This is a genomic window from Streptomyces sp. 11x1, assembly GCF_032598905.1.
GTDB lineage: Bacteria > Actinomycetota > Actinomycetes > Streptomycetales > Streptomycetaceae > Streptomyces.
Genome location: NZ_CP122458.1, coordinates 9,082,279 through 9,104,548, shown reverse-complemented (window position 1 = coordinate 9,104,548; position 22,270 = coordinate 9,082,279). Strand labels below are relative to the sequence as shown.

General features: G+C 71.1%; 21 protein-coding genes and 2 pseudogenes. 11 read left to right on the top strand and 12 right to left on the bottom strand.

The genetic code is table 11. The features are described from left to right. Positions 1 to 37: 37 nt before the first annotated feature. Entirely contained in the window at positions 38 to 1,066 is a 1,029-nt protein-coding gene (gap, locus tag P8T65_RS40045) for a type I glyceraldehyde-3-phosphate dehydrogenase (protein WP_316730288.1), read from the bottom strand. A gap of 168 nt (positions 1,067 to 1,234) precedes the next feature. Beyond that, complete coding sequence (locus P8T65_RS40040; RefSeq protein WP_316730287.1) at positions 1,235 to 1,927, bottom strand: response regulator transcription factor; 693 nt, start codon at positions 1,925 to 1,927, stop codon at positions 1,235 to 1,237. 292 nt (positions 1,928 to 2,219) lie between these two features. On the opposite strand from P8T65_RS40040, the gene P8T65_RS40035 reads away from it, so the two are divergent. The 4 genes from P8T65_RS40035 (at position 2,220) to P8T65_RS40020 (ending at position 7,002) form a co-directional block, all read left to right on the top strand. Continuing rightward, positions 2,220 to 2,615 carry a hypothetical protein gene (locus P8T65_RS40035; protein WP_316730286.1) on the top strand — a complete coding sequence of 132 codons (396 nt, stop codon included), beginning with the start codon at positions 2,220 to 2,222 and terminating at the stop codon, positions 2,613 to 2,615. An 80-nt stretch (positions 2,616 to 2,695) separates the two neighbouring features. Then, positions 2,696 to 3,403 carry a CBS domain-containing protein gene (locus P8T65_RS40030; RefSeq protein ID WP_316730285.1) on the top strand — a complete coding sequence of 236 codons (708 nt, stop codon included), beginning with the start codon at positions 2,696 to 2,698 and terminating at the stop codon, positions 3,401 to 3,403. 200 nt (positions 3,404 to 3,603) lie between these two features. After that, entirely contained in the window at positions 3,604 to 6,282 is a 2,679-nt protein-coding gene (gene adhE / locus P8T65_RS40025; protein ID WP_316730283.1) for a bifunctional acetaldehyde-CoA/alcohol dehydrogenase, read from the top strand. A gap of 255 nt (positions 6,283 to 6,537) precedes the next feature. Next, positions 6,538 to 7,002, top strand: coding sequence for a pyridoxamine 5'-phosphate oxidase family protein (locus P8T65_RS40020; protein WP_316730282.1), 465 nt, complete (start codon positions 6,538 to 6,540; stop codon positions 7,000 to 7,002). Here P8T65_RS40020 and P8T65_RS40015 read toward each other — a convergent pair. Then, a pseudogene (locus tag P8T65_RS40015) lies at positions 7,003 to 7,122 on the bottom strand (polyphosphate kinase 2); the annotation flags it as partial. Here P8T65_RS40015 and P8T65_RS47505 point away from each other — a divergent pair. Continuing rightward, complete coding sequence (locus tag P8T65_RS47505) at positions 7,070 to 7,489, top strand: transposase (RefSeq protein WP_399102150.1); 420 nt, start codon at positions 7,070 to 7,072, stop codon at positions 7,487 to 7,489. The pseudogene P8T65_RS40015 and the gene P8T65_RS47505 sit on opposite strands and share 53 nt — an antisense overlap. A gap of 99 nt (positions 7,490 to 7,588) precedes the next feature. Here the strand turns inward: P8T65_RS47505 and pflA are convergent, their stop codons facing one another. The 3 genes and pseudogenes from pflA to P8T65_RS39995 all read right to left on the bottom strand — a co-directional run. Continuing rightward, positions 7,589 to 8,347 (bottom strand): pyruvate formate-lyase-activating protein, encoded by a 759-nt coding sequence (gene pflA / locus P8T65_RS40005; protein ID WP_316730281.1) that lies wholly within the window; start codon positions 8,345 to 8,347, stop codon positions 7,589 to 7,591. Then, a complete protein-coding gene (gene pflB, locus P8T65_RS40000) occupies positions 8,344 to 10,620 on the bottom strand; it encodes a formate C-acetyltransferase (protein WP_316730279.1) in 2,277 nt (758 codons plus the stop codon). Before pflB ends, pflA begins: the two co-directional genes overlap by 4 nt. 493 nt (positions 10,621 to 11,113) lie before the next feature. Further along, positions 11,114 to 11,318: pseudogene (locus tag P8T65_RS39995) on the bottom strand (hypothetical protein); the annotation flags it as partial. 317 nt (positions 11,319 to 11,635) lie between these two features. Here P8T65_RS39995 and P8T65_RS39990 point away from each other — a divergent pair. Next, on the top strand, positions 11,636 to 12,148 hold the full coding sequence (locus P8T65_RS39990; RefSeq protein ID WP_316730278.1) for a Rieske (2Fe-2S) protein: 513 nt from the start codon (positions 11,636 to 11,638) through the stop codon (positions 12,146 to 12,148). Here the strand turns inward: P8T65_RS39990 and P8T65_RS39985 are convergent. Continuing rightward, positions 12,145 to 12,822 (bottom strand): cysteine hydrolase, encoded by a 678-nt coding sequence (locus P8T65_RS39985; protein WP_316730277.1) that lies wholly within the window; start codon positions 12,820 to 12,822, stop codon positions 12,145 to 12,147. The genes P8T65_RS39990 and P8T65_RS39985 overlap by 4 nt on opposite strands. 107 nt (positions 12,823 to 12,929) lie before the next feature. Between P8T65_RS39985 and P8T65_RS39980 the strand changes: the two genes are divergently transcribed. Beyond that, positions 12,930 to 13,397 (top strand): pyridoxamine 5'-phosphate oxidase family protein, encoded by a 468-nt coding sequence (locus tag P8T65_RS39980; protein ID WP_316730275.1) that lies wholly within the window; start codon positions 12,930 to 12,932, stop codon positions 13,395 to 13,397. A 33-nt stretch (positions 13,398 to 13,430) separates the two neighbouring features. Here P8T65_RS39980 and P8T65_RS39975 read toward each other — a convergent pair whose 3' ends face one another. Next, positions 13,431 to 14,339 (bottom strand): LysR family transcriptional regulator, encoded by a 909-nt coding sequence (locus P8T65_RS39975; protein WP_316730274.1) that lies wholly within the window; start codon positions 14,337 to 14,339, stop codon positions 13,431 to 13,433. Positions 14,340 to 14,414: 75 nt separating this feature from the next. On the opposite strand from P8T65_RS39975, the gene P8T65_RS39970 reads away from it, so the two are divergent. Next, positions 14,415 to 15,344: a DMT family transporter gene (locus P8T65_RS39970; protein ID WP_316730273.1), complete on the top strand. Its 930-nt coding sequence runs from the start codon at positions 14,415 to 14,417 to the stop codon at positions 15,342 to 15,344. A gap of 152 nt (positions 15,345 to 15,496) precedes the next feature. Here the strand turns inward: P8T65_RS39970 and P8T65_RS39965 are convergent, their stop codons facing one another. Then, positions 15,497 to 16,828: an aminotransferase class I/II-fold pyridoxal phosphate-dependent enzyme gene (locus P8T65_RS39965; protein ID WP_316730272.1), complete on the bottom strand. Its 1,332-nt coding sequence runs from the start codon at positions 16,826 to 16,828 to the stop codon at positions 15,497 to 15,499. A gap of 35 nt (positions 16,829 to 16,863) precedes the next feature. On the opposite strand from P8T65_RS39965, the gene P8T65_RS39960 reads away from it, so the two are divergent. Beyond that, complete coding sequence (locus tag P8T65_RS39960) at positions 16,864 to 17,565, top strand: pyridoxamine 5'-phosphate oxidase family protein (protein WP_316730271.1); 702 nt, start codon at positions 16,864 to 16,866, stop codon at positions 17,563 to 17,565. Positions 17,566 to 17,705: 140 nt separating this feature from the next. Here the strand turns inward: P8T65_RS39960 and P8T65_RS39955 are convergent, their stop codons facing one another. After that, on the bottom strand, positions 17,706 to 18,713 hold the full coding sequence (locus P8T65_RS39955) for an EamA family transporter (RefSeq protein WP_316730269.1): 1,008 nt from the start codon (positions 18,711 to 18,713) through the stop codon (positions 17,706 to 17,708). Positions 18,714 to 18,824: 111 nt separating this feature from the next. Further along, positions 18,825 to 19,349, bottom strand: coding sequence for a Clp protease N-terminal domain-containing protein (locus P8T65_RS39950; protein WP_316730267.1), 525 nt, complete (start codon positions 19,347 to 19,349; stop codon positions 18,825 to 18,827). A 320-nt stretch (positions 19,350 to 19,669) separates the two neighbouring features. On the opposite strand from P8T65_RS39950, the gene P8T65_RS39945 reads away from it, so the two are divergent. After that, positions 19,670 to 20,098 (top strand): SRPBCC family protein, encoded by a 429-nt coding sequence (locus tag P8T65_RS39945; protein WP_184896585.1) that lies wholly within the window; start codon positions 19,670 to 19,672, stop codon positions 20,096 to 20,098. A 120-nt stretch (positions 20,099 to 20,218) separates the two neighbouring features. Here the strand turns inward: P8T65_RS39945 and P8T65_RS39940 are convergent, their stop codons facing one another. Then, complete coding sequence (locus P8T65_RS39940; protein WP_399102138.1) at positions 20,219 to 20,857, bottom strand: PadR family transcriptional regulator; 639 nt, start codon at positions 20,855 to 20,857, stop codon at positions 20,219 to 20,221. Positions 20,858 to 21,001: 144 nt separating this feature from the next. Between P8T65_RS39940 and P8T65_RS39935 the strand changes: the two genes are divergently transcribed. Further along, the gene (locus tag P8T65_RS39935) at positions 21,002 to 22,222 is read left to right on the top strand and encodes a metallophosphoesterase (protein ID WP_316730264.1); all 1,221 of its coding nucleotides are present in this window, start codon (positions 21,002 to 21,004) and stop codon (positions 22,220 to 22,222) included. The last annotated feature ends 48 nt before the right edge of the window (positions 22,223 to 22,270 follow it).

Here is a 22,270-nt window from a genome sequence, read left to right as displayed (position 1 = left end):
GTTCGTGTGGAGCCCACAGCCCGCGCCGATGCCGCAGTCAGCCCAGCGGAAGGCGAGCGGCGACGTACTCGGTGAGGTCGAGGAGGCGGTTGGTGTAGCCCCACTCGTTGTCGTACCAGCCGAAGACCTTCACCAGATCACCGTGCGCCTGGGTCAGCGGGGCGTCGAAGACGCAGGAGGCGGGATCGCCGACGACGTCCCGCGAGACGATAGGTGCCTCGGAAACCCGCAGGACGCCCTTCAGTGGCCCATCGGCGGCCTCCCGGAACGCCGCGTTGACCTCTTCCGCGGTGACGGCCCGGTCGAGGACCACACTCAGGTCGGTCAGCGAACCGTCTTCCACGGGGACCCGTACGGCGATGCCGTCCAGGGTGCCGGACAGTTCCGGCAGGACGAGGCCGACGGCACGCGCGGCACCGGTGCTGGTGGGGATGATGTTCACGGCGGCGCTGCGGCCGCGGCGCAGATCCTTGTGCGGGCCGTCGAGGACGACCTGGTCGTTGGTGTAGCCGTGGATGGTGGTCATCAGGCCCTTGTCGATACCGAAGGACTCGTCGAGGACCTTCACCATCGGCGCCACGCAGTTGGTGGTGCAGGAGGCGTTGGAGACCACGTGGTCCCGCTCCGGGTCGTACGCACCCTCGTTGACGCCCATGACCACGGTGGCGTCGACACCCTTGCCCGGCACGGACAGCAGCACCTTGCGCGCGCCAGCCTCCAGGTGCAGGCCGGCCTGTTCGCGGGTGCGGAAGCGGCCGGTGGACTCGATGACGACGTCCACGCCGAGGCTGCCCCAGCTCAGGGCGGCCGGGTCGCGTTCGGCGGTGACGGCGATGCGGTGTCCGTCGACGGTCAGGGAGTCGTCGTCGTGTTCGACGGTGCGGTGCAGGCGACCGTATGTCGAGTCGTACGCCAGCAGGTGCGCCAGCGTGGCCGGGGAGGTGAGGTCGTTGACCGCCACGACCTCGACCGGTGTGCCGGTGCCACGCTCCGCGCGTTCCAGCACGCAGCGCAGGTAGTTGCGGCCGATGCGACCGAAGCCGTTGATGCCGACGCGCACGCTCATGTCCGTCGTCCTCCCGATCGATGCCCGGCAGTGTGCCGGGGTGGGTTCCCAGCCTGTGCGCGGACGATCGGGAGGGGCAGGGGCCGGACGGGGGCGGGCTGCGGGACCATCGGCCCCGAGTCGGGCTTCGCCCGTTGCCCGGCGCCGGCTGTCGCGTCGCGCGTCGCGTCAGCGGCTTTCCTGCCGCAGCCGGTCCCGGGCTTCGGTGGCGAGCACGGCGGCCTGGATGCGCCGCTCCACGCCGAGCTTGGCAAGCAGACGGGAAATGTGGTTCTTCACCGTCTTCTCGGCCAGGAACAGGCGCTGACCGATCTGTCGGTTGGTCAGTCCCTCGCCGATCAGGGCCAGGATCTCCCGCTCCCGGTCGGTCAGACCCGGCAGGGCGTCCGGCTCCTCCTCCTTCTGCTGTCCGCCGCGCAGCCTGGCCATCAGCTTGGTGGTGGCGCTCGGGTCCAGCAGCGACTGGCCCCGGGCCACCGTGCGCACGGCCGCCACCAGGTCGGAGCCCTGGATCTGCTTCAGTACGTAACCGGATGCGCCCGCCATGATCGAGTCCAGCAGCGCCTCCTCGTCGTCGAACGAGGTCAGCATCAGGCAGGCCAGGTCCGGCATGCGCGAACGCAGCTCCCGGCACACCGTGACACCGTCGCCGTCCGGCAGGCGCACGTCGAGGACCGCGACCTGCGGGCGCAGAGCGGGGACGCGGACAAGGGCCTGCTCCGCCGTGGCGGCCTCGCCGACCACGGTGATGTCCGGTTCGTCGTTCAGCAGGTCGTGCACCCCGCGCCGTACCACCTCGTGGTCGTCCATCAGGAAGACCCGGATCGGGTTGTCGTGGCCGGGCTGCTCGCCGTCCGCCATCAAATGCTCCTGTTCTGCGTATGCCGCGTTCCGCGCCGGTGTCGGCGTGGAACGCGATGGGCCGTCTCGTTGGAGATCCTTCCCGGTTCGGGGCCGTATGCCCAGGGCCGGTCGGCCCCTGTTTCCCCGAGTACGCGCTGCCGCCGGTCGAAGTCGTCGAGGAACAGGGGCGTCGGCCGGCAGCGGGTGACGGGGCCCCACGGTCCCGGTTTCCGGGGCCGGGTGGCCCTGGGACCGGGGCGGGGGCTCGCATCAGGCTGGAGCCGCGGAACGATCACAAGGAGTGGAACAGATGACCGTCAGGGACACCGACATCCAGCAGACCCCCACCACCGTACGGGTCCGAGGCACGGGCGACGTGGACGAGCAGGCGCTCGCCTACGCCCGCACCAAGGTCGACGCGGTCCTCGGCCGGTCGGGACTGCCGCCCGTGAGCGGCGAGGTGCGGATCGAGAAGGCCACGGCGCACCAGGCCAGGCGCCTTTGGACGGCACGGGCCGAGATCCGGGTGGGCCGCGACCTCGTGGTCGTCCACGCCGAGGAGGCCACCGCCCATGAGCTCGCGGACCGGCTTCACGACCGGCTGCGTGGCCAGGTGGAGCGGGTCGTGCACCGCGGGGACGCGGCCCGCAAGTCGGCCACGCCGCCGGCCTGGCGCGGCGGCCCGACGGACGGACGGCAGGAGTAGGGGCCTGGAGCCGGGTGCGGCGGGGTTCGCCCTCCCGCACCCGGCCCGTCCAGGGGCCCCGGAGAGAGAAGGAGGGCGGCGTGAAGACCCACACCGTCGGAGAGGTGATGACCCGTGAGGTCATCCAGGCACATCGGCAGACGGCGTTCAAGGACCTCGTACGGCTGCTGAACCGGCACCGGATCGGCGGACTGCCCGTCGTCGACACGGACGACAAGGTGGTCGGGGTGATCTCTGCGACCGACCTCGTCCGCGGGCAGGCGGACCGCGCCGACCGGCGGATCCGCCTGCCGGGCCTGAGTCGTCCGGTGCGCGTCCCGGCGGGTGGTGCCCCGGGACTCGTCGCGGCGGAGCTGATGTCCTCACCCGCGGTCACGGTGCATCCGGAGCAACTGGTCCCGGAGGCCGCCCGGATGATGGAGCGTCACCACATCGAGCGGCTTCCCGTGGTGGACGAGGAGGACCGTCTCATCGGCATCGCCACCCGCCGCGACCTTCTGCGTGTCTTCCTGCGCACGGACGAGGAGATCCGCCGGCAGGTGATCGACGAGGTTCTGGTCGGCGCCCTCGGCCTGTCCTCCGACGCGGTCACCGTGTTCGTCCGGGACGGCGTGGTCACGCTGAAGGGTCGCCTGGATCGCCGGAGCGACATCACCCTGGCGATCCGATCGGCGTGGCGGGTCGAGGGGGCCGTCGGAGTGGTCAACGGCCTGACCTACAGCGTCGACGACTGCCACCCGGCCGAGCCGCGCCCCATTGACGAACCCGCTCAGGAACCGCCCGCGTGAGGTCCCGTTGCCCGAGAGGGCCGTCCGGCCCTCCCCGAGCGGGCCGGACGGGCGGAGGAAAGGACCAACGGCGTCTGCGGCCGGGCCGCACCGCGGACGACAGTGGATTCGGAGCGGCACCGGCATTGCTCGCGGTGCCGCTCCCGTACCGCCCCGCCGGATCACCTCCGGCGGCACCGACGTACCGGAGGCGCACTCCCATGACCCGACAGGAAGCCGGGACCACGACCACGACTCCTCTCACCGAGGCTCCGTCCGACACCACCATCGCGGTGGACCGGTTGGTGACGGCCGGGTCGAAGGCGCTCACCGACTACGAGGAGCTCGACCAGGAGCAGGTCGACCACATCGTCAGGAAGGCCTCGGTCGCCGCTCTGGACCGGCACACCGCGCTGGCACGGCTCGCAGTGGAGGAGACCGGACGCGGCCTGTTCGAGGACAAGGCGGCCAAGAACATGTTCGCGTGTGAGCACGTCACGCACAGCATGGGCCACATGAAGACCGTCGGCGTGATCGCCCGCGACGACGTGGAGGACCTGGTGGAGATCGCCGAACCGGTCGGCGTGATCGCCGCGGTCACCCCGGTCACCAATCCGACCTCCACCACGATCTTCAAGGCGCTGATGGCGCTGAAGACCCGCAACCCGGTCGTCTTCGCCTTCCACCCCTCCGCCCAGCGGTGCAGCGCCGAAGCGGCCCGCGTCGTGCGCGACGCCGCCGTCGCCGCCGGTGCGCCCGAGCACTGCATCCAGTGGATCGAGACCCCGTCCATCGAGGCCACGCGCACCCTGATGCACCACCCCGGCATCTCCCTCATCCTCGCCACCGGCGGCAACGCCATGGTCAAGGCCGCGTACTCGGCGGGAAAGCCCGCTCTCGGCGTGGGCGCCGGCAACGTCCCCGCCTACGTGCACAAGAGCGCGAAGCTGCGCCGGGCCGTCAACGACCTGGTGCTGTCGAAGTCGTTCGACAACGGGATGATCTGCGCCTCCGAGCAGGCCGTCATCCTCGACGACGAGATCTACGACGCCGCCCTCGCCGAGTTCCGCACCCTGCACGCCCACCTGGCGACCGCCGAGGAGAAGGCGAAGCTGGAGGTCTTCCTCTTCCCGACCGGCAAGGCGGCCGGCAGCGGCTGCGAGCCCAAGGTCAACTCCGCGGCCGTGGGGCAGAGCCCCGCCTGGATCGCGGAACAGGCCGGGTTCACCGTGCCCGCCGACACCTCGCTCATCCTGGTCGAGGCCGAGCGGGTCGGCCCGGACGAGCCGCTGACCCGCGAGAAGCTCTGCCCCGTGCTCGCCGTGCTGCGCGCCGGTTCCGAACAACAGGGCTTCGACCTCGCCGCGGACATGGTCGCCTTCCACGGCCAGGGCCACAGCGCCGTCATCCACACCGAGGATCCCGCGCTCGCGGAGGCGTACGGCCGCCGCATCAAGACGGTGCGCGTCATCGTCAACTCCCCGTCCTCGCAGGGCGCCATCGGCGGCATCTACAACAGCCTGCTGCCGTCGCTGACGCTCGGCTGCGGCTCCTGGGGCAGCACCTCGGTGTCCAACAACGTCTCCGCCGCCCAACTGCTCAACATCAAGCGGGTCTCCACCCGTCGCAACAACCTCCAGTGGTTCAAGGTCCCACCGAAGATCTACTTCGAGCCGCAGGCCCTGCGCTACCTGCAGTCCATGCCGGACGTCCACCGCGTCACCGTCGTCACCGACGCCACCATGACCCGCCTCGGCTTCGTCGACCGCGTCACCCGCATCCTGCAGCGCCGCCGCGAGCCGGTCACCGTGCAGATCATCGACAACGTCGAACCCGAACCGAGCATCGACTCCGTCCGGCGCGGTGCCCGCCTCATGGGCGACTTCCGACCGGACACGATCATCGCGCTGGGCGGCGGCTCGCCGATGGACGCGGCCAAGGTGATGTGGCTGCTGTACGAGCAGCAGGCCGACGGCAAGGACGTCGACTTCGCCGACATGCGGCACAAGTTCTCCGACATCCGCAAGCGCGCCTTCCGCTTCCCCGTCCTGGGCAAGCTCGCCCGCCTGGTGTGCGTGCCCACCACGTCCGGAACCGGCGCCGAGGTCACCCCCTTCGCCGTCATCTCCGACCCGGCCACCGGCAAGAAGTACCCACTCGCCGACTACGCGCTCACCCCCAGCGTGGCCATCGTCGACCCGCTGCTCACCACCGAACTGCCGCCCGCGCTCGCCGCCGACAGCGGCTTCGACGCCCTCACCCACGCCATCGAGGCGTACGTGTCCGTCTACGCCAACGACTTCACCGACGGCCTGGCGCTCCACGCGATCCGCCTCATCTTCGACAACATCGCGGCCTCCGTGAACGACGGCGCGGGAAGTCCCCAGGCCCGGGAGAAGATGCACAACGCCGGCACCATCGCGGGCATGGCCTTCGGCAACGCCTTCCTCGGCATCGTCCACGCCATGTCCCACACCCTCGGCGCCACCTTCCACGTCGCCCACGGCCGCACCAACGCCGTCCTGCTGCCGCACGTCATCCGCTACAACGGCACCGTCCCCACGAAGCTCACCGGCTGGCCCAAGTACGAGCACTACCGCGCCCCCGAACGCTTCCAGGACATCGCCCGCACCCTCGGTCTGCCCGCCGCCACGCCTCAGGAGGGCGTGGAGTCGCTGGCCTCGGCCGTGGAACGCCTGCGTGACAGCGTGGGCATCGAGCCGTCGTTCAGCGCCCTCGCCGTCGACGAGCGCGCGTTCCTCGACGCCCTGCCCCAGCAGGCCCTGAACGCCTACGAGGACCAGTGCGCACCCGCCAATCCACGGATGCCGATGCTCGACGACATGCAGGAACTCATGCGCACGGCCTACTACGGCCAGAAGGACGCTCCCAGCGCATAGGCCGACCGGGGTGCGGTAGGGCCGTTCGGCCCTACCGCACCCCTCACTGCCCGCATTCAAATGGCCTGATCCACTCCCGCCCGTGACCAACCGTCCACCGGGCTCCACCCCGAGACCTCGGCGGGTCTCATGCCACCGATCTTCGAAGGGACACGCAGATGCGGTACTGGCCCGGCGGCGACCAGCGCCGTCACGGCAACGGCGCTCCCACCGAAGCACCCGCGCAGTGAGCGACCAAACCTACGGAAACCCACCATGACCACCAACAACGCCCTGCCCTTCACCGTCGGTCCACGGCACAGCGTGGGACTCGACAGCGCCGAGGCCCTGCGCCTCCTGGGCAGCGTCTCCCTGGGCAGGATCGTCTTCACCCAGCAGGCGCTCCCCACGATCCGGCCGGTCAACCACATCCTCGACGACGGCGACATCATCATCCGCACCCACGAAGGCTCGGTGATCACCGCGCACACCCGCCATGCGAACAGCTCAGGCGTCGTCGTCGCCTACGAGGCCGACGCCATCGACGCGGACACCCACCTCGGCTGGAGCGTGGTCGTCACCGGCTACGCCCGCCTGATCACCGACCCCCACGAACTGGCCCGTTACCAGGCGCTGCTTCATCCCTGGGTGAAGCAGACCATGGACTACGCAGTCCGCATCCACCCCGACCTGGTCACGGGAATCCGGCTCACCGCCGCGGACGAGACCATCAGCGCCTGACCCAGACGGATCAGCGATCCGTTCGAAGACCGGGCACTGGTCCAGGAATCTCGCATACTCCTCCTGGGTGCAGAAGCCCTCCACGTGCTCAACGCCGGCACGGTCGATCAAGATCCGCTCCGGGTCGGTGGTCGGCCGGCCGGTCTACGTGGCCGTCGGCGTCGACATGGACGGCTGCAAGGACGTGCTCGGCCTGTGGGTCGGCGCCGCAGGCGAGAGCTCCACGACCTGGACGGCAGTGTTGTCGGAGCTGCGCAATCGCGGCATCGACGACGTGTGCGGTTGTACCAGCTGGGGTGTGTCGGGAAGATCCCGTCGGCCACCGGCAGGTGCTCGACGTACGGCTGGAAGTATCACTGGGTGCGTTCGCGTTCGGTCGGCTTTGGGCAGCGCCACGATTCGTCGCCACCGGCCGACTCGTGCACGCCAGCCGAGCCGTCATGCGCCGAGGTGCCGATTCCTGAGCGGCGCGGTCGCCAGGCGCTGAGACAGGCCGGAGGGCCCCACCTCCATCGCGGTCAGTTGTTGAGGCCCGTCCTACAGCGACTCCGGCGCCCTTGTCCGCCCGGGATGCACCACGCCAGGGTCACAGGGCCCGGAGCCCGTGCTCCCGGAACTGCTCACGCACGCGCTCGGTCAGCTCCGGGGCGGGCGTGGCGGTGTCGCGCAGGGGGAAGGGCAGCCCGAGGGCGTCGTACTTGTGGGCGCCGAGTTTGTGGAAGGGCAGGACGTCGACCCGGTCGACGTTGCTCAGCCCGGCCAGGAACACGCCCAGGCCGTCGATGGCTTTCGGGTCGTCGGTCCAACCGGGGACCAGCACATAGCGAACGTGCACCGGGATGCCCAACCGGTCCAGTCGGGTGGCGAAGTTCAGGGTGGGGGCGAGCGAGCCGCCGGTGAGCTTTCGATAGGTGGCGACGTCGAAGGACTTGATGTCGAGCAGGACCAGATCGGTGTCGGCGAGCAGTTCGTCGGTCGCGCGGGCGCCCAGGAAGCCGGAGGTGTCCAGAGCGGTGTGCAGGCCGGCCTCCTTGCAGCGGCGCAGCACCGCGCCCGTGAATGCCGGCTGGAGCAGGGGCTCGCCTCCCGTGAGGGTCACTCCCCCGCCCGCCGTGGTGATGAAGGTCCGGTACTTGTCGAGCTCGGCCATCACCTCGTCGACGGAGGCCTGGCGTCCGTCGCGCATGTGCCAGGTGTCGGGGTTGGCGCAGTACAGGCAGCGCAGTGGACAGCCGCTGACGAACAGCACGAACCGCGTGCCTGGGCCGTCGACTCCGGTGGACAGGTCCCAGGAGTGGATCCGTCCCGAGACCTGTCCGGCGGCGAGCTGCGTCACGGTGTTCACAGCGTCCCATGGAAGGTGCGGCTGATCACGTCGAGCTGCTGCTCGCGGGTCAGACGGACGAAGTTGACCGCGTAGCCGGAGACCCGGATCGTCAACTCCGGGTACTTCTCCGGGTGTTCCACGGCGTCCTCGAGCGTCGCCCGGTTCAGCACGTTGACGTTCATGTGGAAGCCGCCGGAGGCCATGTAGGCGTCGAGGATGCCGGCCAGGTTCGCGGCGCGCTCGGCCGGGTCGTGGCCGAGCCCCTCAGGCGTGACGGTCGACGTGAGGGAAATGCCGTCGCGGGCGGCCTCGTACGGGAGCTTCGCCACCGACAGCGCGGAGGCGACCATGCCGTGCCGGTCGCGCCCGTTCATCGGGTTCGCGCCGGGTGCGAACGGGGCACCCGCGCGCCGGCCGTCCGGGGTGTTACCCGTGTGCTTGCCATACACCACATTCGAGGTGATGGTCAGCACCGACTGCGTGTGCTCGGCGCCCCGGTACGTGGGGTGCTTGCGCACCTTCGCCATGAACGACTCCACCAGCTCGACGGCGAGGTCGTCGGCGCGGTCGTCGTTGTTGCCGTACGCGGGAAACTCCCCCTCGGTGCGGAAGTCGACGGCGAGGCCCGTGGCGTCCCTGAAGACCTTCACACGCGCGTGCTTGACCGCCGACAGGCTGTCCACGGCGACCGACAGACCCGCGATGCCGCACGCCATGAAACGGTGCACGGGGTAGTCGTGCAGCGCCATCTCGATCCGCTCGTAGGCGTACTTGTCGTGCATGTAGTGGATGACGTTCAGTGCGTCGACGTACGTGGCCGCCAGCCAGTCCAGCACCCGGTCGTACGCCGCCGACAGCTCGTCATAATTCAGGTACTCGCCCATCAGCGGGGGCATCTCCGGCGCGATCTGCTCGCCGGTCATCTCGTCCCGGCCGCCGTTGACCGCGTACAGCAACGCCTTGGCAAGGTTGACCCGGGCGCCGAAGAACTGCATCTGCTTGCCCACCGCCATCGCGGACACACAGCAGGCGATCGCCGTGTCGTCACCGGTGCGCGGCCTCATCAGCTCGTCGGACTCGTACTGGATGGAGCTGGTGTCGATGGAGACCTGGGCGCAGAACCGCTTGAAGCCCTCGGGCAGCCGCGGAGACCACAGGACGGTGAGGTTCGGCTCGGGGGCGGGGCCCAGGTTGTACAGCGTCTGCAGGAAGCGGAAGGACGTCCGCGTCACCAGCGGGCGGTCGTCGGCGCCGATGCCGCCGATGGACTCCGTCACCCAGGTGGGGTCGCCGGAGAAGAGGGCGTCGTACTCGGGGGTGCGCAGGAACCGTACGATCCGCAGCTTGATGACGAAGTCGTCGATCAGCTCCTGGGCGCGGGTCTCGTCGATACGGCCCTCGTCCAGGTCCCGCTGGAGGTAGACGTCCAGGAAGGTGGAGGTTCGTCCCAGCGACATCGCGGCGCCGTTCTGCTCCTTCACCGCGGCCAGGAAGCCCAGGTAGAGCCACTGCACCGCCTCATGTGCGGTGGCGGCGGGGCGGGTGACATCACAGCCGTAGGAGGCGGCCATCTCGGCCAGCTCCCCCAGCGCGCGAATCTGCTCGGCGAGCTCCTCACGGTCCCGGATGACGTCCGGGCTGGAGGGTTGCGCGTCCAGCAGCGCCCGCTCGGCCCACTTGGCCTCGATCAGCCGGTTGGTGCCGTACAGGGCGACACGCCGGTAGTCACCGATGATCCGTCCGCGGCCGTACGCGTCCGGCAGCCCGGTGATGATCCCGGCCTTGCGGGCGGCGCGCATCTCGGGGGTGTAGGCGTCGAAGACGCCGTCGTTGTGGGTCTTGCGGTAGGTGCCGAAGACCTCCGCCACGAACGGATCGGCCTTGTAGCCGTACGCCGCCAGCCCGTTCTCCACCATCCTCAGGCCGCCGTTCGGCATGATCGCCCGCTTGAGCGGCGCGTCGGTCTGCAGGCCGACGACCAGCTCACGGTCGCGGTCGATGTACCCAGGCGCGTGCGAGGTGATGGTGGACGGGGTGGCCGCGTCGACGTCGAGGATGCCCCTCTCCCGCTCCACGGGGAACAGGGCGCTGACCTTGTCCCAGACCGCGCGGGTGCGCCCGGTCGGGCCGGCCAGGAACTCCGAGCCGCCTTCATACGGCGTGTAGTTGGCCTGGATGAAGTCCCGTACGTCGACGCTCTCCTGCCACCGTGTTCCGGCGAATCCGCGCCACGCCTCCACGGATGCGTCCACGCCGATCTCGGCCGCTTCTGCGTGGGGTGCCACCGTCATCACTGCCTCCGCTTCGTTCACGACACCGTCCGTGGGATCTCCGCGTTCGGCTCCACCGACGATGCTCGTCGCCCACCGTGGTCCGGGGCAGGGCCGCCAGGAACCCGTCACCGCGACCGTCCGGCCCCTTTGCCCTGGGGCCGTTCGGCCCTCTGCGCAGGCCCGCCGCCCGGGTGGCCTGAGGCACTGCGCGGCCGACCGATTGCCGCACATGGTCGGGCAGGAAAAGCGGCGGAAGGACCATCCGCTTCTCGCGGATCCTGATTGCGCGGTGAACAGATGACGGCTGCTGCCCCGCGTCTGTGGCTGGTCCTTTCCGCCGGTTCCATACAACCGTCCTGTGCACCACCACTGGGAGGGCGCAGTGGGCCATCGTCCGGGTCCGGCTGCCCCTTCCGTGCTGGTGTGCCTCGTGTTAGGGCGAGGAGGCTGCCGCGACTGTCACGCGAGCCGCCCCGGCCCAGGGTGACCGAGGCGACAGAACCAGCTCCGGTCAGCTGCCCCAGGTCCAGTCGGCGACCTCGGGCCGGTCGATGCCCAGCCGGTAGCGGTCCATGTCGTTGCCGACGACCATGTCGAAACGGCGTGGTGGTGCCGACTTCCTTGTAGCCGCGAACGTGCAGGTTCTTGTGCCCGGTGCGGCGGTAGGCCAGGCGGTGGATCAGCCAGGGGTGACCGTGGTAACCGCGTGAGGCCGGGCCGGGTGTCTACAGGACGTACGTCCCGCGGTCGTCACCCCCGACGAGACCGGGCAGCGAGCCGCACTCCCGCAACGGCGCGATGTAGCAAGTCGCGCTGACTTCCTTGAGCATCGGCCCAGGCTGCCGGCGTACCGACGGCCCCAGGGTGCGCCCCGCGTCCGGCGGCGCCGCCGACCGACAGCTTTCGGACAGCTGCTTTTGACGCCGTCATGATCCCGGACAGGTCAAGATGTGCACCCTGTCTGAACGTTCAAGCGCAGACCCGCCGTATTCATGGGCGAAAGCGCGCAGCCATCTCGGAAGGAATCGTCAGCATGACCAGCGAAACGACCAAACCCGCTTCGATCCCGGGCCGTCGCACCGTGATGGCGGCCGCCGGCGTGGCGGGGCTCGCCGTCGCGCTGACCGCGTGCGGATCGGACGACGACGCGTCGGCGTCGAGTTCGTCCGGCGCCGGGGCCGGGGGCGACTCGAACGCCGACTCCGGCGGCAGCACGGGAGGCGACACGGCCGGCGGCAGCACGGGCGGCGACGCGGGCGGCAAGGAGATCGCGAAGACCGCGGACATCCCCGAGGGCGGCGGCAAGATCTTCGAGAGCGAGGGCGTCGTCGTCACCCAGCCCGAGGCGGGCACGTTCAAGGCGTTCTCGTCCGTGTGCACCCATCAGGGCTGTGCGGTGAAGACGATCGCCGACGGCGTGATCAACTGCCCCTGTCACAACAGCAACTTCTCGATCGCGGACGGCAGTGTGAAGAGCGGACCGGCGACGAAGGCGCTGCCGGCCAAGCAGGTCACCGTGTCCGGGGACTCGATCACCCTCGCCTAGCGTTCGCCGGACGCGCGGCCAACTGGCCGCTCGAAGCACTCCACCACCTCGTCCGTGGTCGCGACCGTGGCGACCAGCGCGAGGGTGTGACGGATCATCGCGGGGGTGTAGTCGGCAGGCACCCCCGCGATGGCGTCGCCGGGCACGACCACCGTGTAGCCCAGGTTGACCGCGTCGAACACCGCGTTCGGCACGGCCACGTTGGCCGAGACGCCGGCGACGACCAGGGTGCGGCAGCCCAGGTTGCGCAGGAGCGCGTCCACGTCGGTGCCCGCCAGCGGGGACAGCCCGTGCAGCCGCCGTACGATCATGTCCTCCTCGGCGACCTCGATGGGCGGCGCGACCTGTACGGCCTCACTGCCCGTCAACTGCCGTACGGGCAGCCGTTCCGCCGCGCGGAACAGCCGTGCGTTGCGGTTGGCCCCCCGGCCGTCGGGCCGCCGCTCGGCGACGGCGTGCAGGACCTGCGCCCCGCACCCGTGGGCCGCGGTGACCAACCGGGCGACACGCGCGAGCACCCCCGACGACCGGGCCTCCCGGGCGAGTTCGGGCAGCGCGCCGTCGGGTCCCACGACACCCTGCTGACACTCGACGGTCAGCAGAACGGTGGTGGCGGGATCGAGGAGCCCGCCCAATTCCCGTCGGCGCTCGGACTCACTCGCGTACGCGGGCATGACGCTCCCCCTGTCGCCGGCGATCGGGCGGTGGAGCGTAACGCCCCTTGCGCAGGGACGGAAGACGACCGATGCTCTTCTGACGCCATGTCAGAAAGAGAGACTCCATGACCGTCACCCAACGCCGGGGCCGGAAGATCATGATGGAACCCTCCGAACTGGACGCGTTCCTGAGCACGCAGCGCACCTGCCGGGTGGCGACAGTCGGGTCCGACGGCGCCCCGCACATCAGCCCGCTCTGGTTCGTCTGGGACGGCACCGCACTCTGGCTCTACTCGATCACCCGCAGCAAACGCTGGTCCGCGCTGCGTCGCGACCCGCGCGTGGCCGTCGTGGTCGACGCGGGCGAGGAGTACGGCGAACTGCGCGGCGTCGAACTGTCCGGCACCGTCGATTTCGTCGGCGAGGTGCCGCGCACGGGCGAGGCCGTCCCCGAACTCGTCGAGGTGGAGCGGCTGTTCGCCCGGAAGAACTTCGGCATCGACGAGATGCCCCACGACGGCAGGCACGCCTGGCTACGTCTGACACCGGACGCCGTCGCGTCCTGGGACTTCCGCAAACTGGGCTCGCCGTGACCGGCCCCCTCGGCCGACGGACGCTCTCGCGGTTCAGCCCGCTCCGCACCCGTCGCCCGCGGTCCGCAGCGCCTCCACCGCCGCCCTGATGGACGGCCGCCGGTCGGCGTCCGAGCGCCACACCGCGTACACGCTGCGGTGGACACGGTGGCGCACCGGCACGGTCCGCACCCCGGCCGGCATCGGGTCCCGGCCGAGCCGGGGCGCGATGCAGACACCCAATCCTGCGGCGACCAGGGCGAGTTGCGTGTGGTGTTCACCCGCGCGGTGGGCGATGTGGGGCTCGATGCCGTTGGCCCGCAGCGTGTAGAGCAGCCATTCGTGGCAGAACTCGCCCTCGGGCCAGGCGACCCACGGCTCCTGGGCCAGCTCCCGCAGTTCGATCTCGTCCCGGGCGACGAGCGGATGGTCCTCGTGCAGGGCCACCTCCACCGGGTCGTCGAGGATCGCGGCCCTGGCCAGCCCTGCGGGCACGGGCAGCGGCTTGTTGTACCAGTCGAGCACGACGGCCAGGTCGACGTCGCCCCGGATCACGGCGTTGACGGCGAGTTCGGGTTCCAGTTCCCGTGAGCGCACGCGCAGCGCGGGATGGTCCTCGCGCAGCGCGCGGAAGACGGCGGGAAACAGGCCCCGGACGGCCGTCGGGAAGCCGGCCAGCCGAAGTTCGCCGACGACCTGTCCCCGCTGTTCCTCCAGTGCCGACTGCGCCAGCTCGACCTGCGACAGGATGCGCGCGGCGTGCTCGGCGAGCAGCCGCCCCGCGTCGGTGAGGCGCACCCCCCGCCCGTTCTTGGCGAGGAGCCGCTGACCCACCTCGCGTTCCAGCTTGGCCATCTGCTGCGAGACGGCCGAGGTCGTCACATGCAGCCCCTCGGCCGCCCCGCTGACCGAGCCGTGCCGGGCGAGGGCGTCGAGGGTGCGCAGGCGCTCCAAGTTCAACATGTAAGCGATACTACGAGAATCGACTCACCAATTCTCGCTTGTGCTACGAGATCACCGGGCGCCATCGTGGTGCGCATGACCACCGCCACGCCCACCCGAGCCCCCGGTCGTGCCCCTGACCGCTCCCGCGCCGCCGTCGACTGGCGGCTGCGCTTCGCCTTCCTCTCCCTCGTCTGGGGCTTCAGCTTCCTCCTGATCAAGGTGGGCACACAGGCGTACGCGCCCTTCCAGGTCACCTTGGGACGGCTGCTGTTCGGCACCCTGGTCCTCGCGGCGGCGATGGCGGTGAGGCGGGAGCGGCTGCCGCGCGGCGCCCGCACCTGGGGTCACCTGACCGTGGCCGCCTTCTTCCTCAACGCCCTGCCGTTCTCCCTGTTCGCCTACGCGGAGCTGACCGTCCCGTCCACGCTGGCGGGCATCTGCAACGCGACCTCACCCCTGTGGGGCATGGCCCTCTCCCTGGTCGCGCTCTCCGAGGACCGCCCCACCCGGGTGCGGGTCGCCGGTCTCGGCCTCGGCTTCCTCGGAGTCCTCACCGTGCTCGGCGCCTGGCAGGGCTTTCAGGGCGTGGACGCCACCGGCACCGCGCTGGCGCTGCTGGCCTCCCTCAGCTATCCCGTCGGCTGGATCTACGTCCGCCGCACCCTGGCCGGCACCACCGCGTCGCACCTCTCCCTCACCGGCGCCCAACTACTGCTGGCCACCACCCAACTGGCCTTCGTCACCCCGGTGTTCACGAGCATGCCGAGCAGTTTCCCGGTGCTGCCCCTGCTGGCGGTCGTCGCGCTGGGCACCCTGGGCACGGGGGTCGCGATGCTCGTCCAGTACGGGCTCGTCTCCGAGGTCGGCCCGACGACGGCCCAGATGGTCACCTACTTCATCCCGGTCATCGCCACGGCCGCCGGCGTCGCACTCCTCGGCGAGTCCCTGACCTGGTCGACCCCGGTCGGCGCGACGATCGTCCTGGCGGGTGCGGCACTGACACAGGCCAGACCGCGCACCTGATCCAGCGGGAGCGGGCGTCCCGGCGGACGCACCGCGCCCACGTCCCCGGCCCGTGCCATCACACGTACGCGGTCGGCGTTCCGACTGATGTGACGGCACACGTACCGTCATGCGCATCCCCCCGCTCACGTCCCGGTCGCCGTGACCTGACCTCATACGTATCCCGCTCCCGCCCCCGGCCCGATCGCCGAGGCCACCGCGTCCGCCACCCTCCCGATCTCCTCCTCGGTGAGGGTGGAGACGGTGATCCGGATCCCCTGCGGGGCGCTCATCCGGAAGCGCGCCCCGGGCGCGACGGCCCAGCCGGCGTGCAGCAGCCGCGCGACCGCGCCGGTCTCGTCCGGCACCCGGATCCACACGTTCATCCCGCTGACCCCGTGCGCCTCGACCCCGCGCCGCGCGAGGGCACCGATCAGCGCGTCCCGCCGCCGCCCGTACGCCGCCGCCACGGCCTCCGCGTCCACCGCACCGCCGGACCACAGCCGGACGACGGCCCGCTGCACCAGCAGGCTCACCCAGCCGGGCCCCAGCCGCTGCCGGCCCCGCACCCGGTCAACGGTGACCGCGTCGCCGGTGAGCACGGCGAGCCGCAGGTCGGGGCCGTACGCCTTGGCGACCGACCGCACGAAGGCCCAGCTGCGGGTGCCCCCGGCGAGCGGATGCAGGGACTGGTCGACGATCCGGTAGCCGTGGTCGTCCTCGATGAGCAGGGTCTCCGGATGCTGGGCCAGCACGGACCGCAGGGCACGCGCGCGAGCGGCGCTCACGGCCGCGCCGGTCGGGTTCTGCGCCCGGTCGGTGACGATCAGGGCACGCGCCCCGCCCTCCAGCGCCCCTCGTACGTCGTCGGGGAGCGGCCCCTCGTCGTCGACGCCGACCGGGACGACCCGCAGCCCGAGCGCCGGCACCAGATCGAGCACGCTTCCCCACCCGGGGTCCTCGACGGCGACGGTGTCCCCCGGCTTGAGGTGGACGGCCAGCACCCGTTCGATGGCGTCGAGCGACCCCGAGGTGACGGCGACCGGCCCGTCCGGCACCCCGTCGGCGTCCAGGTCGGCCCGCGCGATCCGGGCCAGTTCGGGCTCCACGGCCGCCGCCCCGTAGAGGACCGGTTCACGGTCGCCCTGCTCGGCAGCGGCCTCGAACGCCTCCGCCAGGCGCGGCAGCAGCGCGGGGTCGGGATTGCCGACGGCGAGGTCCCGCGCACCCTCGGGGACCTCCACCCGGATGTACTCGCGCCCCGTCGTCGCCGGCCGGGACCGCACACGGCTGCCCCGGCGCCCCGAGGTCTCGATGACCCCACGCTCACGGAGCGTGCGATAGGCGGCCGCGACGGTGTTCGGATTCACGCCGAGCCGGCCCGCCAACTCCCTCATGGGCGGCAGCAGTTGTCCGGGCTCCAGCCCGCCCTCCGCCACCGCCTGCTCGACGCTCGCGGCAATCTCGACCGCACGTCGACCAGCGATCAGGTATTCTCCTAGCACAAATATAATTATGCACTAGTGCAATGGAGGGCGCAATGACGGGGACCCAGCGGTCGACGACACCGGGGCCGACGACACCACCGCCCGCCGCCTACACCCCCAGCGAGCGCACCGTCCCCACCCGGGCCGCCCAGAAGGCCTCGTACGACAGGGAGCTGGTGCACTCGCTACTCGACGAGGGGTGCGTCTGCCATCTCGGCTTCGTCCGCGACGGCGCCCCGGTGGTGCTGCCGACGCTGTACGGCCGGGTCGGCGAGACGCTCTATGTGCACGGCTCGACGGGCTCGCGCCCGCTGCGGATGACGGGCCAGGCCGACCCGGGCCTCCCGGTGTGCCTGACGGTCACCCATGTGGACGCGCTGATCCTGGCCCGCTCCGCCTTCCACCACTCGATCAACTACCGCTCGGTGGTGGTGCACGGCACCGCGCATCAGGTGACCGACCCGGAGGAGCGCCGGATCGCCCTGGACGCCCTGGTCGACCATGTCGTACCGGGCCGCTCGCGGGACTCCCGGCCCGCCAACGGCAAGGAGTTCGCGGCCACGGCCGTGATCCGCCTCGACCTGAACGAGGTCTCGGCCAAGACCCGCACCGGCGGCGTCAACGACGAGCCCGAGGACCTCACGCTCCCCCACTGGGCCGGCGTCGTCCCCCTCCGCAAGGGCTACGGAACGCCGATCCCGGACCCCGACCTGGCCCCGGGCACCGAACTCCCGGCCTACCTCAAGACCCTGTAGCCACCGGCGAACCCCCACCCCTGACCCGCGCCCCGAAGGGGCGCGGGGAACTGCGCGAGCAACCACAATGGACCCGCACCCCCGCGGGCTTCAGGCCCCGAACCGCCTCATCGGCCGCATGTCACCGGGCCCTGGCCACCTCATCGCCCCCGACCCACCGACATGCCGACCCCTGCCCCTTCCCCACCGGACGCCACCTTCCTCGGCGCCCTCCTGCCCGGCGCGGACCGCTGCGCGACATACGCCCCGGCCAGCACGACCAGCCCGCCGACGATCTGCGCCGCCCCCAGGTGCTCACCCAGCAGCACCCACGCGAGCACGGTCGCCACCACCGCCTCCAGGCATCCCACCACCCCGGCCACCTGGGGAGACAACCGCCGTACGGCCACCACTCCGGTCACATAGGCGAGCACCGTGGCGACCAGCACCACCCACCCGAGCAGCACCCACGCCGGAACGGCCGTCCCGTCCATCAGCGCGGTGCCCCCGAGCACCTCCCACTCCATCCCCCACGGGCGGGCCACCACCGTGAGCACGGCCGCCCCCACCAGCAGTCCGTAGGCGATGACACCGAGCGGGTCCGGCGCCTCGGCCCCGGCCTCGCTCCCCTGGTCGGCCAGGACGAAGTACCCGGCCTGACAACAGGCTGCGCCGAGCGCGAGCAGCAGCCCCAGCGGATCGAAGCTCAGCCCGGACCAGATCTCGACGACGCAGGCGAGGCCGCCGACCGCGAGGACGACCCCGACCGCCGCCGCCCGGGTCACCGGCCGCCGCTGCACGCATCGCACCCACCCGAGGACGAGCGCCGGCCCGAGGTACTCCACGAGCAGGGCGACTCCGACGGGGATACGCGAGATCGACGCGAAGTAGAAGGCCTGCACACCGGCCACGGCGAACAGTCCGAAACCGACGAGCAGCGCGGGCCGCCGCCGCACCAGGTCCCTGTGCCGGACGGCCAACGGCAGCATCACCAGCGCGGCGCCGACGACGCGCAGCCACACCACGTGCAACGGTTCGAGCCCCGCCTCGATGAGTGGTTTGGCCGCCGTGCCCGATCCACCGAAGGCGACGGCGGACCCGAGCGCGAGCACCAGCCCGACGCCCCGACCGCGTTGTCCGTGACTCCTCTGAGACGTATGCACCGGCACATGATGACAGCCGACGACAGGAGCGTCACCCCCGTTGACACCTGTCTCACCGACTGGACCGCAGGCGGGCTGCGGCCGACTCGAGCGCAGCCACCCAGAAGACAGCCGGGGTCAGAGGGCCTCGCCCGTCCGCACGACCCGCCGCGCCACAGCCCCGACGTCGACACCCACGGTGGCCAGCACCTCCACGGCCCGCGATCCGGTGGTCGCGACCAGCGCGGCGAGCAGGTCCACACCGTGGGCCGACCGCTCACCCCGCCGCACGGCACGGTCGTACGCCTGCCCCATCGCGCGGGCCGCGACCGGCGACCAGCCGGGCGTGCCCGGCGCACCCGGGACGACTCCGGCGTCCTCGACCCCGATCCGCCAGCGCAGTCCGTAGCCGATGCTGCGCTGCACCAGATAGCCGAGCAGCCGGGCGACCTGCGGTCCGTCGAAGAGGGCGCGGACGTCGGGGTCGGACTCCAGGAGCGTGTGCAGCAGGTGGGCGGTGTCGATCTGCCGGTCCCCGTCCCGGAGGGCCCGTCTGCGCGCAGCGGCGATCACCGAGGTCAGCTCGTCCGTGAGCCTGCCCTCGATCTCCACGTGGTCCGGACCATGATCTACGGCCGACTGCCGGGGAATAGGGGGTCGCACGCCCTCCACCCCATCAGTCCCACCACCCTCGGGTCATCCACGACAGGAAGCATCTCCGCGTCCCACACAGGTTGCGCAGGGAGGACCCGCCTCTCCTCCCTGGGGATGAGATGGCGGCGATCACGCCCCAGGGGCGCGCGCCTCCTCGCCCCACACCCCCCGCATGGGACCTGTTCGACGCGGCGCAGATCCGCCAGGCTCCCGGGACACCGAACCGTCCGGAAGCCCCCTGCCTTCCCTGACGGTTCATCAGTATTGAATGTTCAGGGGCCCGGGACTACGTTCCGCGACACCACCGTCCGAGACGAAGGGGTTGTCGCATGGCTGATGTCAGCGCGGAGGCACGCATCGAGGCGCCCGCCGAGCAGGTCTGGGCCCGGCTCGTCGACTGGTCCGCGTACGGCGAGTGGAACACGACCCACACCGGCTTCCCGCAGGGCGGCCCGCGGACCCTCGAAGTAGGTGGCACCTTCCAGGAGAACCTGAGGCTCATGGGCTTCCCGGCGGAGGTCGAGTGGACCATCGCCGAGCTGGAACCCGCGCGCACCCTGGCCATCCGCGGCAAGGGCCCCATGGCCGTGGACCTCACCACGCGCTACACCCTCACCCCCGACGGCGACGCCACCACGGTCCGCGTCGACGGCCGGTTCACGGGCGCGGCGGTCTCCCTGATGGCGGGCAAGCTCAAGGACTCCGCCACGGCCGCGCTCGACGAGTCCCTGCGCAAGCTGGGCGCACTCGTCGCCTGACCGAAGCCCTCCCCCACCACCCACGCACCCCCACCACCCACGCGCCGCCCGGCACACACGAGAGCGCCCCCGGTTCACTCCGGGGGCGCTCCCGTACCTCATCTCACCCACTCACCGCTGTCAGTCCTCGTCGGCGAGGATCAGGTACAGCTTCTTGCGGGCTTCGTTGATCACCGTCAGCGCCTTGTCGCGCTGTTCCTTGTCGCCGGTCTTCCAGACCTGGCCGAATGCCTCCATCAGACCGAAGCCGGCCTGCCGGATCTCGCTCAGCGCCTCCCAGTCGACCCCGCGCGAGGCCTCTTCCCAAGGAGCCTCGGGCCCCTCCTCGGCCGCGGTGCGACCAGCCTCGGTGAGCGAGAACAGCTTCTTGCCGCCCTCGGTCGCGCTGGCGATCAGCCCCTCGTCCTCCAAGAGCTGGAGGGTGGGGTACACCGAGCCGGGGCTGGGCTTCCACGCCCCACCGCTGCGCTCGGCGATCTCCTGGATCATCTCGTAGCCGTGCATGGGCCTGTCCTTGAGGAGGGCCAGGATCGAGGCACGTACATCGCCCCGCCGTGCCCTTCCCCGGGGTCCGCCTCGGCCGCGTCCACCCCACGGGCCACCACCGAAGGGCCCGAACGGCCCGGGACCACCATGGCCCGGCCCGAACGGCCCGAAGGCGGCACGCAGCGCCTCGCCGTCACCTCGTCCGCGGTGGCGCTCCCCACCGCGTCGCCCATGCCCATGCTCGAATCCGAAGTCCTGTCCACGGGAACGCATTGCCATCACTCCATCCATCGTTGACCTGTCGCGAATCTGTCGCGATGCCTCAACGATATATCGGAACCGATCGCATGACAACCCTCGGGCACAGGACGACCGGATAGCCTGCGCAAGACAGCAGCATGGCCAGGGAGGGGAAGCGTGACCGACACCAGCAACACCCGACCCGCCGACAGCGACGCGCGAGCTCCGCGGCAGGGCCGACTGCACCGCCTGATGCGCTGTCTCCCGCTGATCGCCCCCGTCCTCCTGTGGACCGTGCCCTGCTGGGTGCTCCTGTACGCCGGCCAGCACTGGCCGCTCCCCGTCACGCCGGTCGGCACCGCGCTGTTCGTCCTCGGCCTCGTCGGCATGCCGCTCGCGATGGCGCGCGGCCACGGCCGAGGCCGGCAGGACAGGGCGGCGATCATCGGCGACACCCTGCTCGGCGCCAGCTGGGTTCTGTTCACCTGGTCCGTTCTGCTCGGCCTCTTCCTACGGCTCGCCCTGACCGTGACCGACGTCGGCGCGAGCCAGGACCGGGCCCGCATCGTCACCTGGGCCGTCCTCGGCACCACCGCCGTACTCCTCGCCTGGGGATACGCCGAAGCCCGCCGGGTGCCACGTGTGCGCCGCCTCGACGTGCAACTCCCTCGGCTGGGCGCGGGGTTGGACGGCCTGCGCGTCGCCCTCATCACCGACACCCACTACGGCCCGCTCGACCGCGCCCGCTGGTCGGCACGAGTGTGCGAGACGGTGAACACCCTGGAAGCCGACCTGGTCTGCCACACCGGCGACATCGCGGACGGCACGGCCGAGCGCCGCCGCGCCCAGGCCACCCCACTCGCCACCGTGCGGGCCACCCATGCCCGCGTGTACGTCACCGGCAACCACGAGTACTACAGCGAGGCCCAGGGCTGGGTCGACCTGATGGACGAGCTGGGCTGGGAACCGCTGCGCAACCGCCACGTGCTGCTCGAACGGGGCGGCGACACCCTCGTCGTCGCCGGCGTGGACGACGTCACCGCCGAATCCTCCGGCCTGGCAGGCCACCGCGCCCACCTCACCGGTGCCCTGGACGGCGCCGACCCCGACCTGCCCGTCCTGCTCCTGGCCCACCAGCCCAAGTTCATCGACCGGGCGACAGCAGCCGGCATCGACCTCCAGCTCTCCGGCCACACCCACGGCGGCCAGATATGGCCCTTCCACCACCTGGTCCGCCTCGACCAGCCCGCCCTCGCCGGTCTCAGTCGGCACGGCACCCGCACCCTCCTCTACACCAGTCGCGGCACCGGCTTCTGGGGCCCGCCCTTCCGCGTCTTCGCCCCCAGCGAGATCACCCTGCTCGTACTCCGCTCCCCGCACCCGCCGACCTCGATGTAGCTCGGGCGGCCGGCTGGGTCGGCAGGTCCATCCCGGCACACCCGCGAG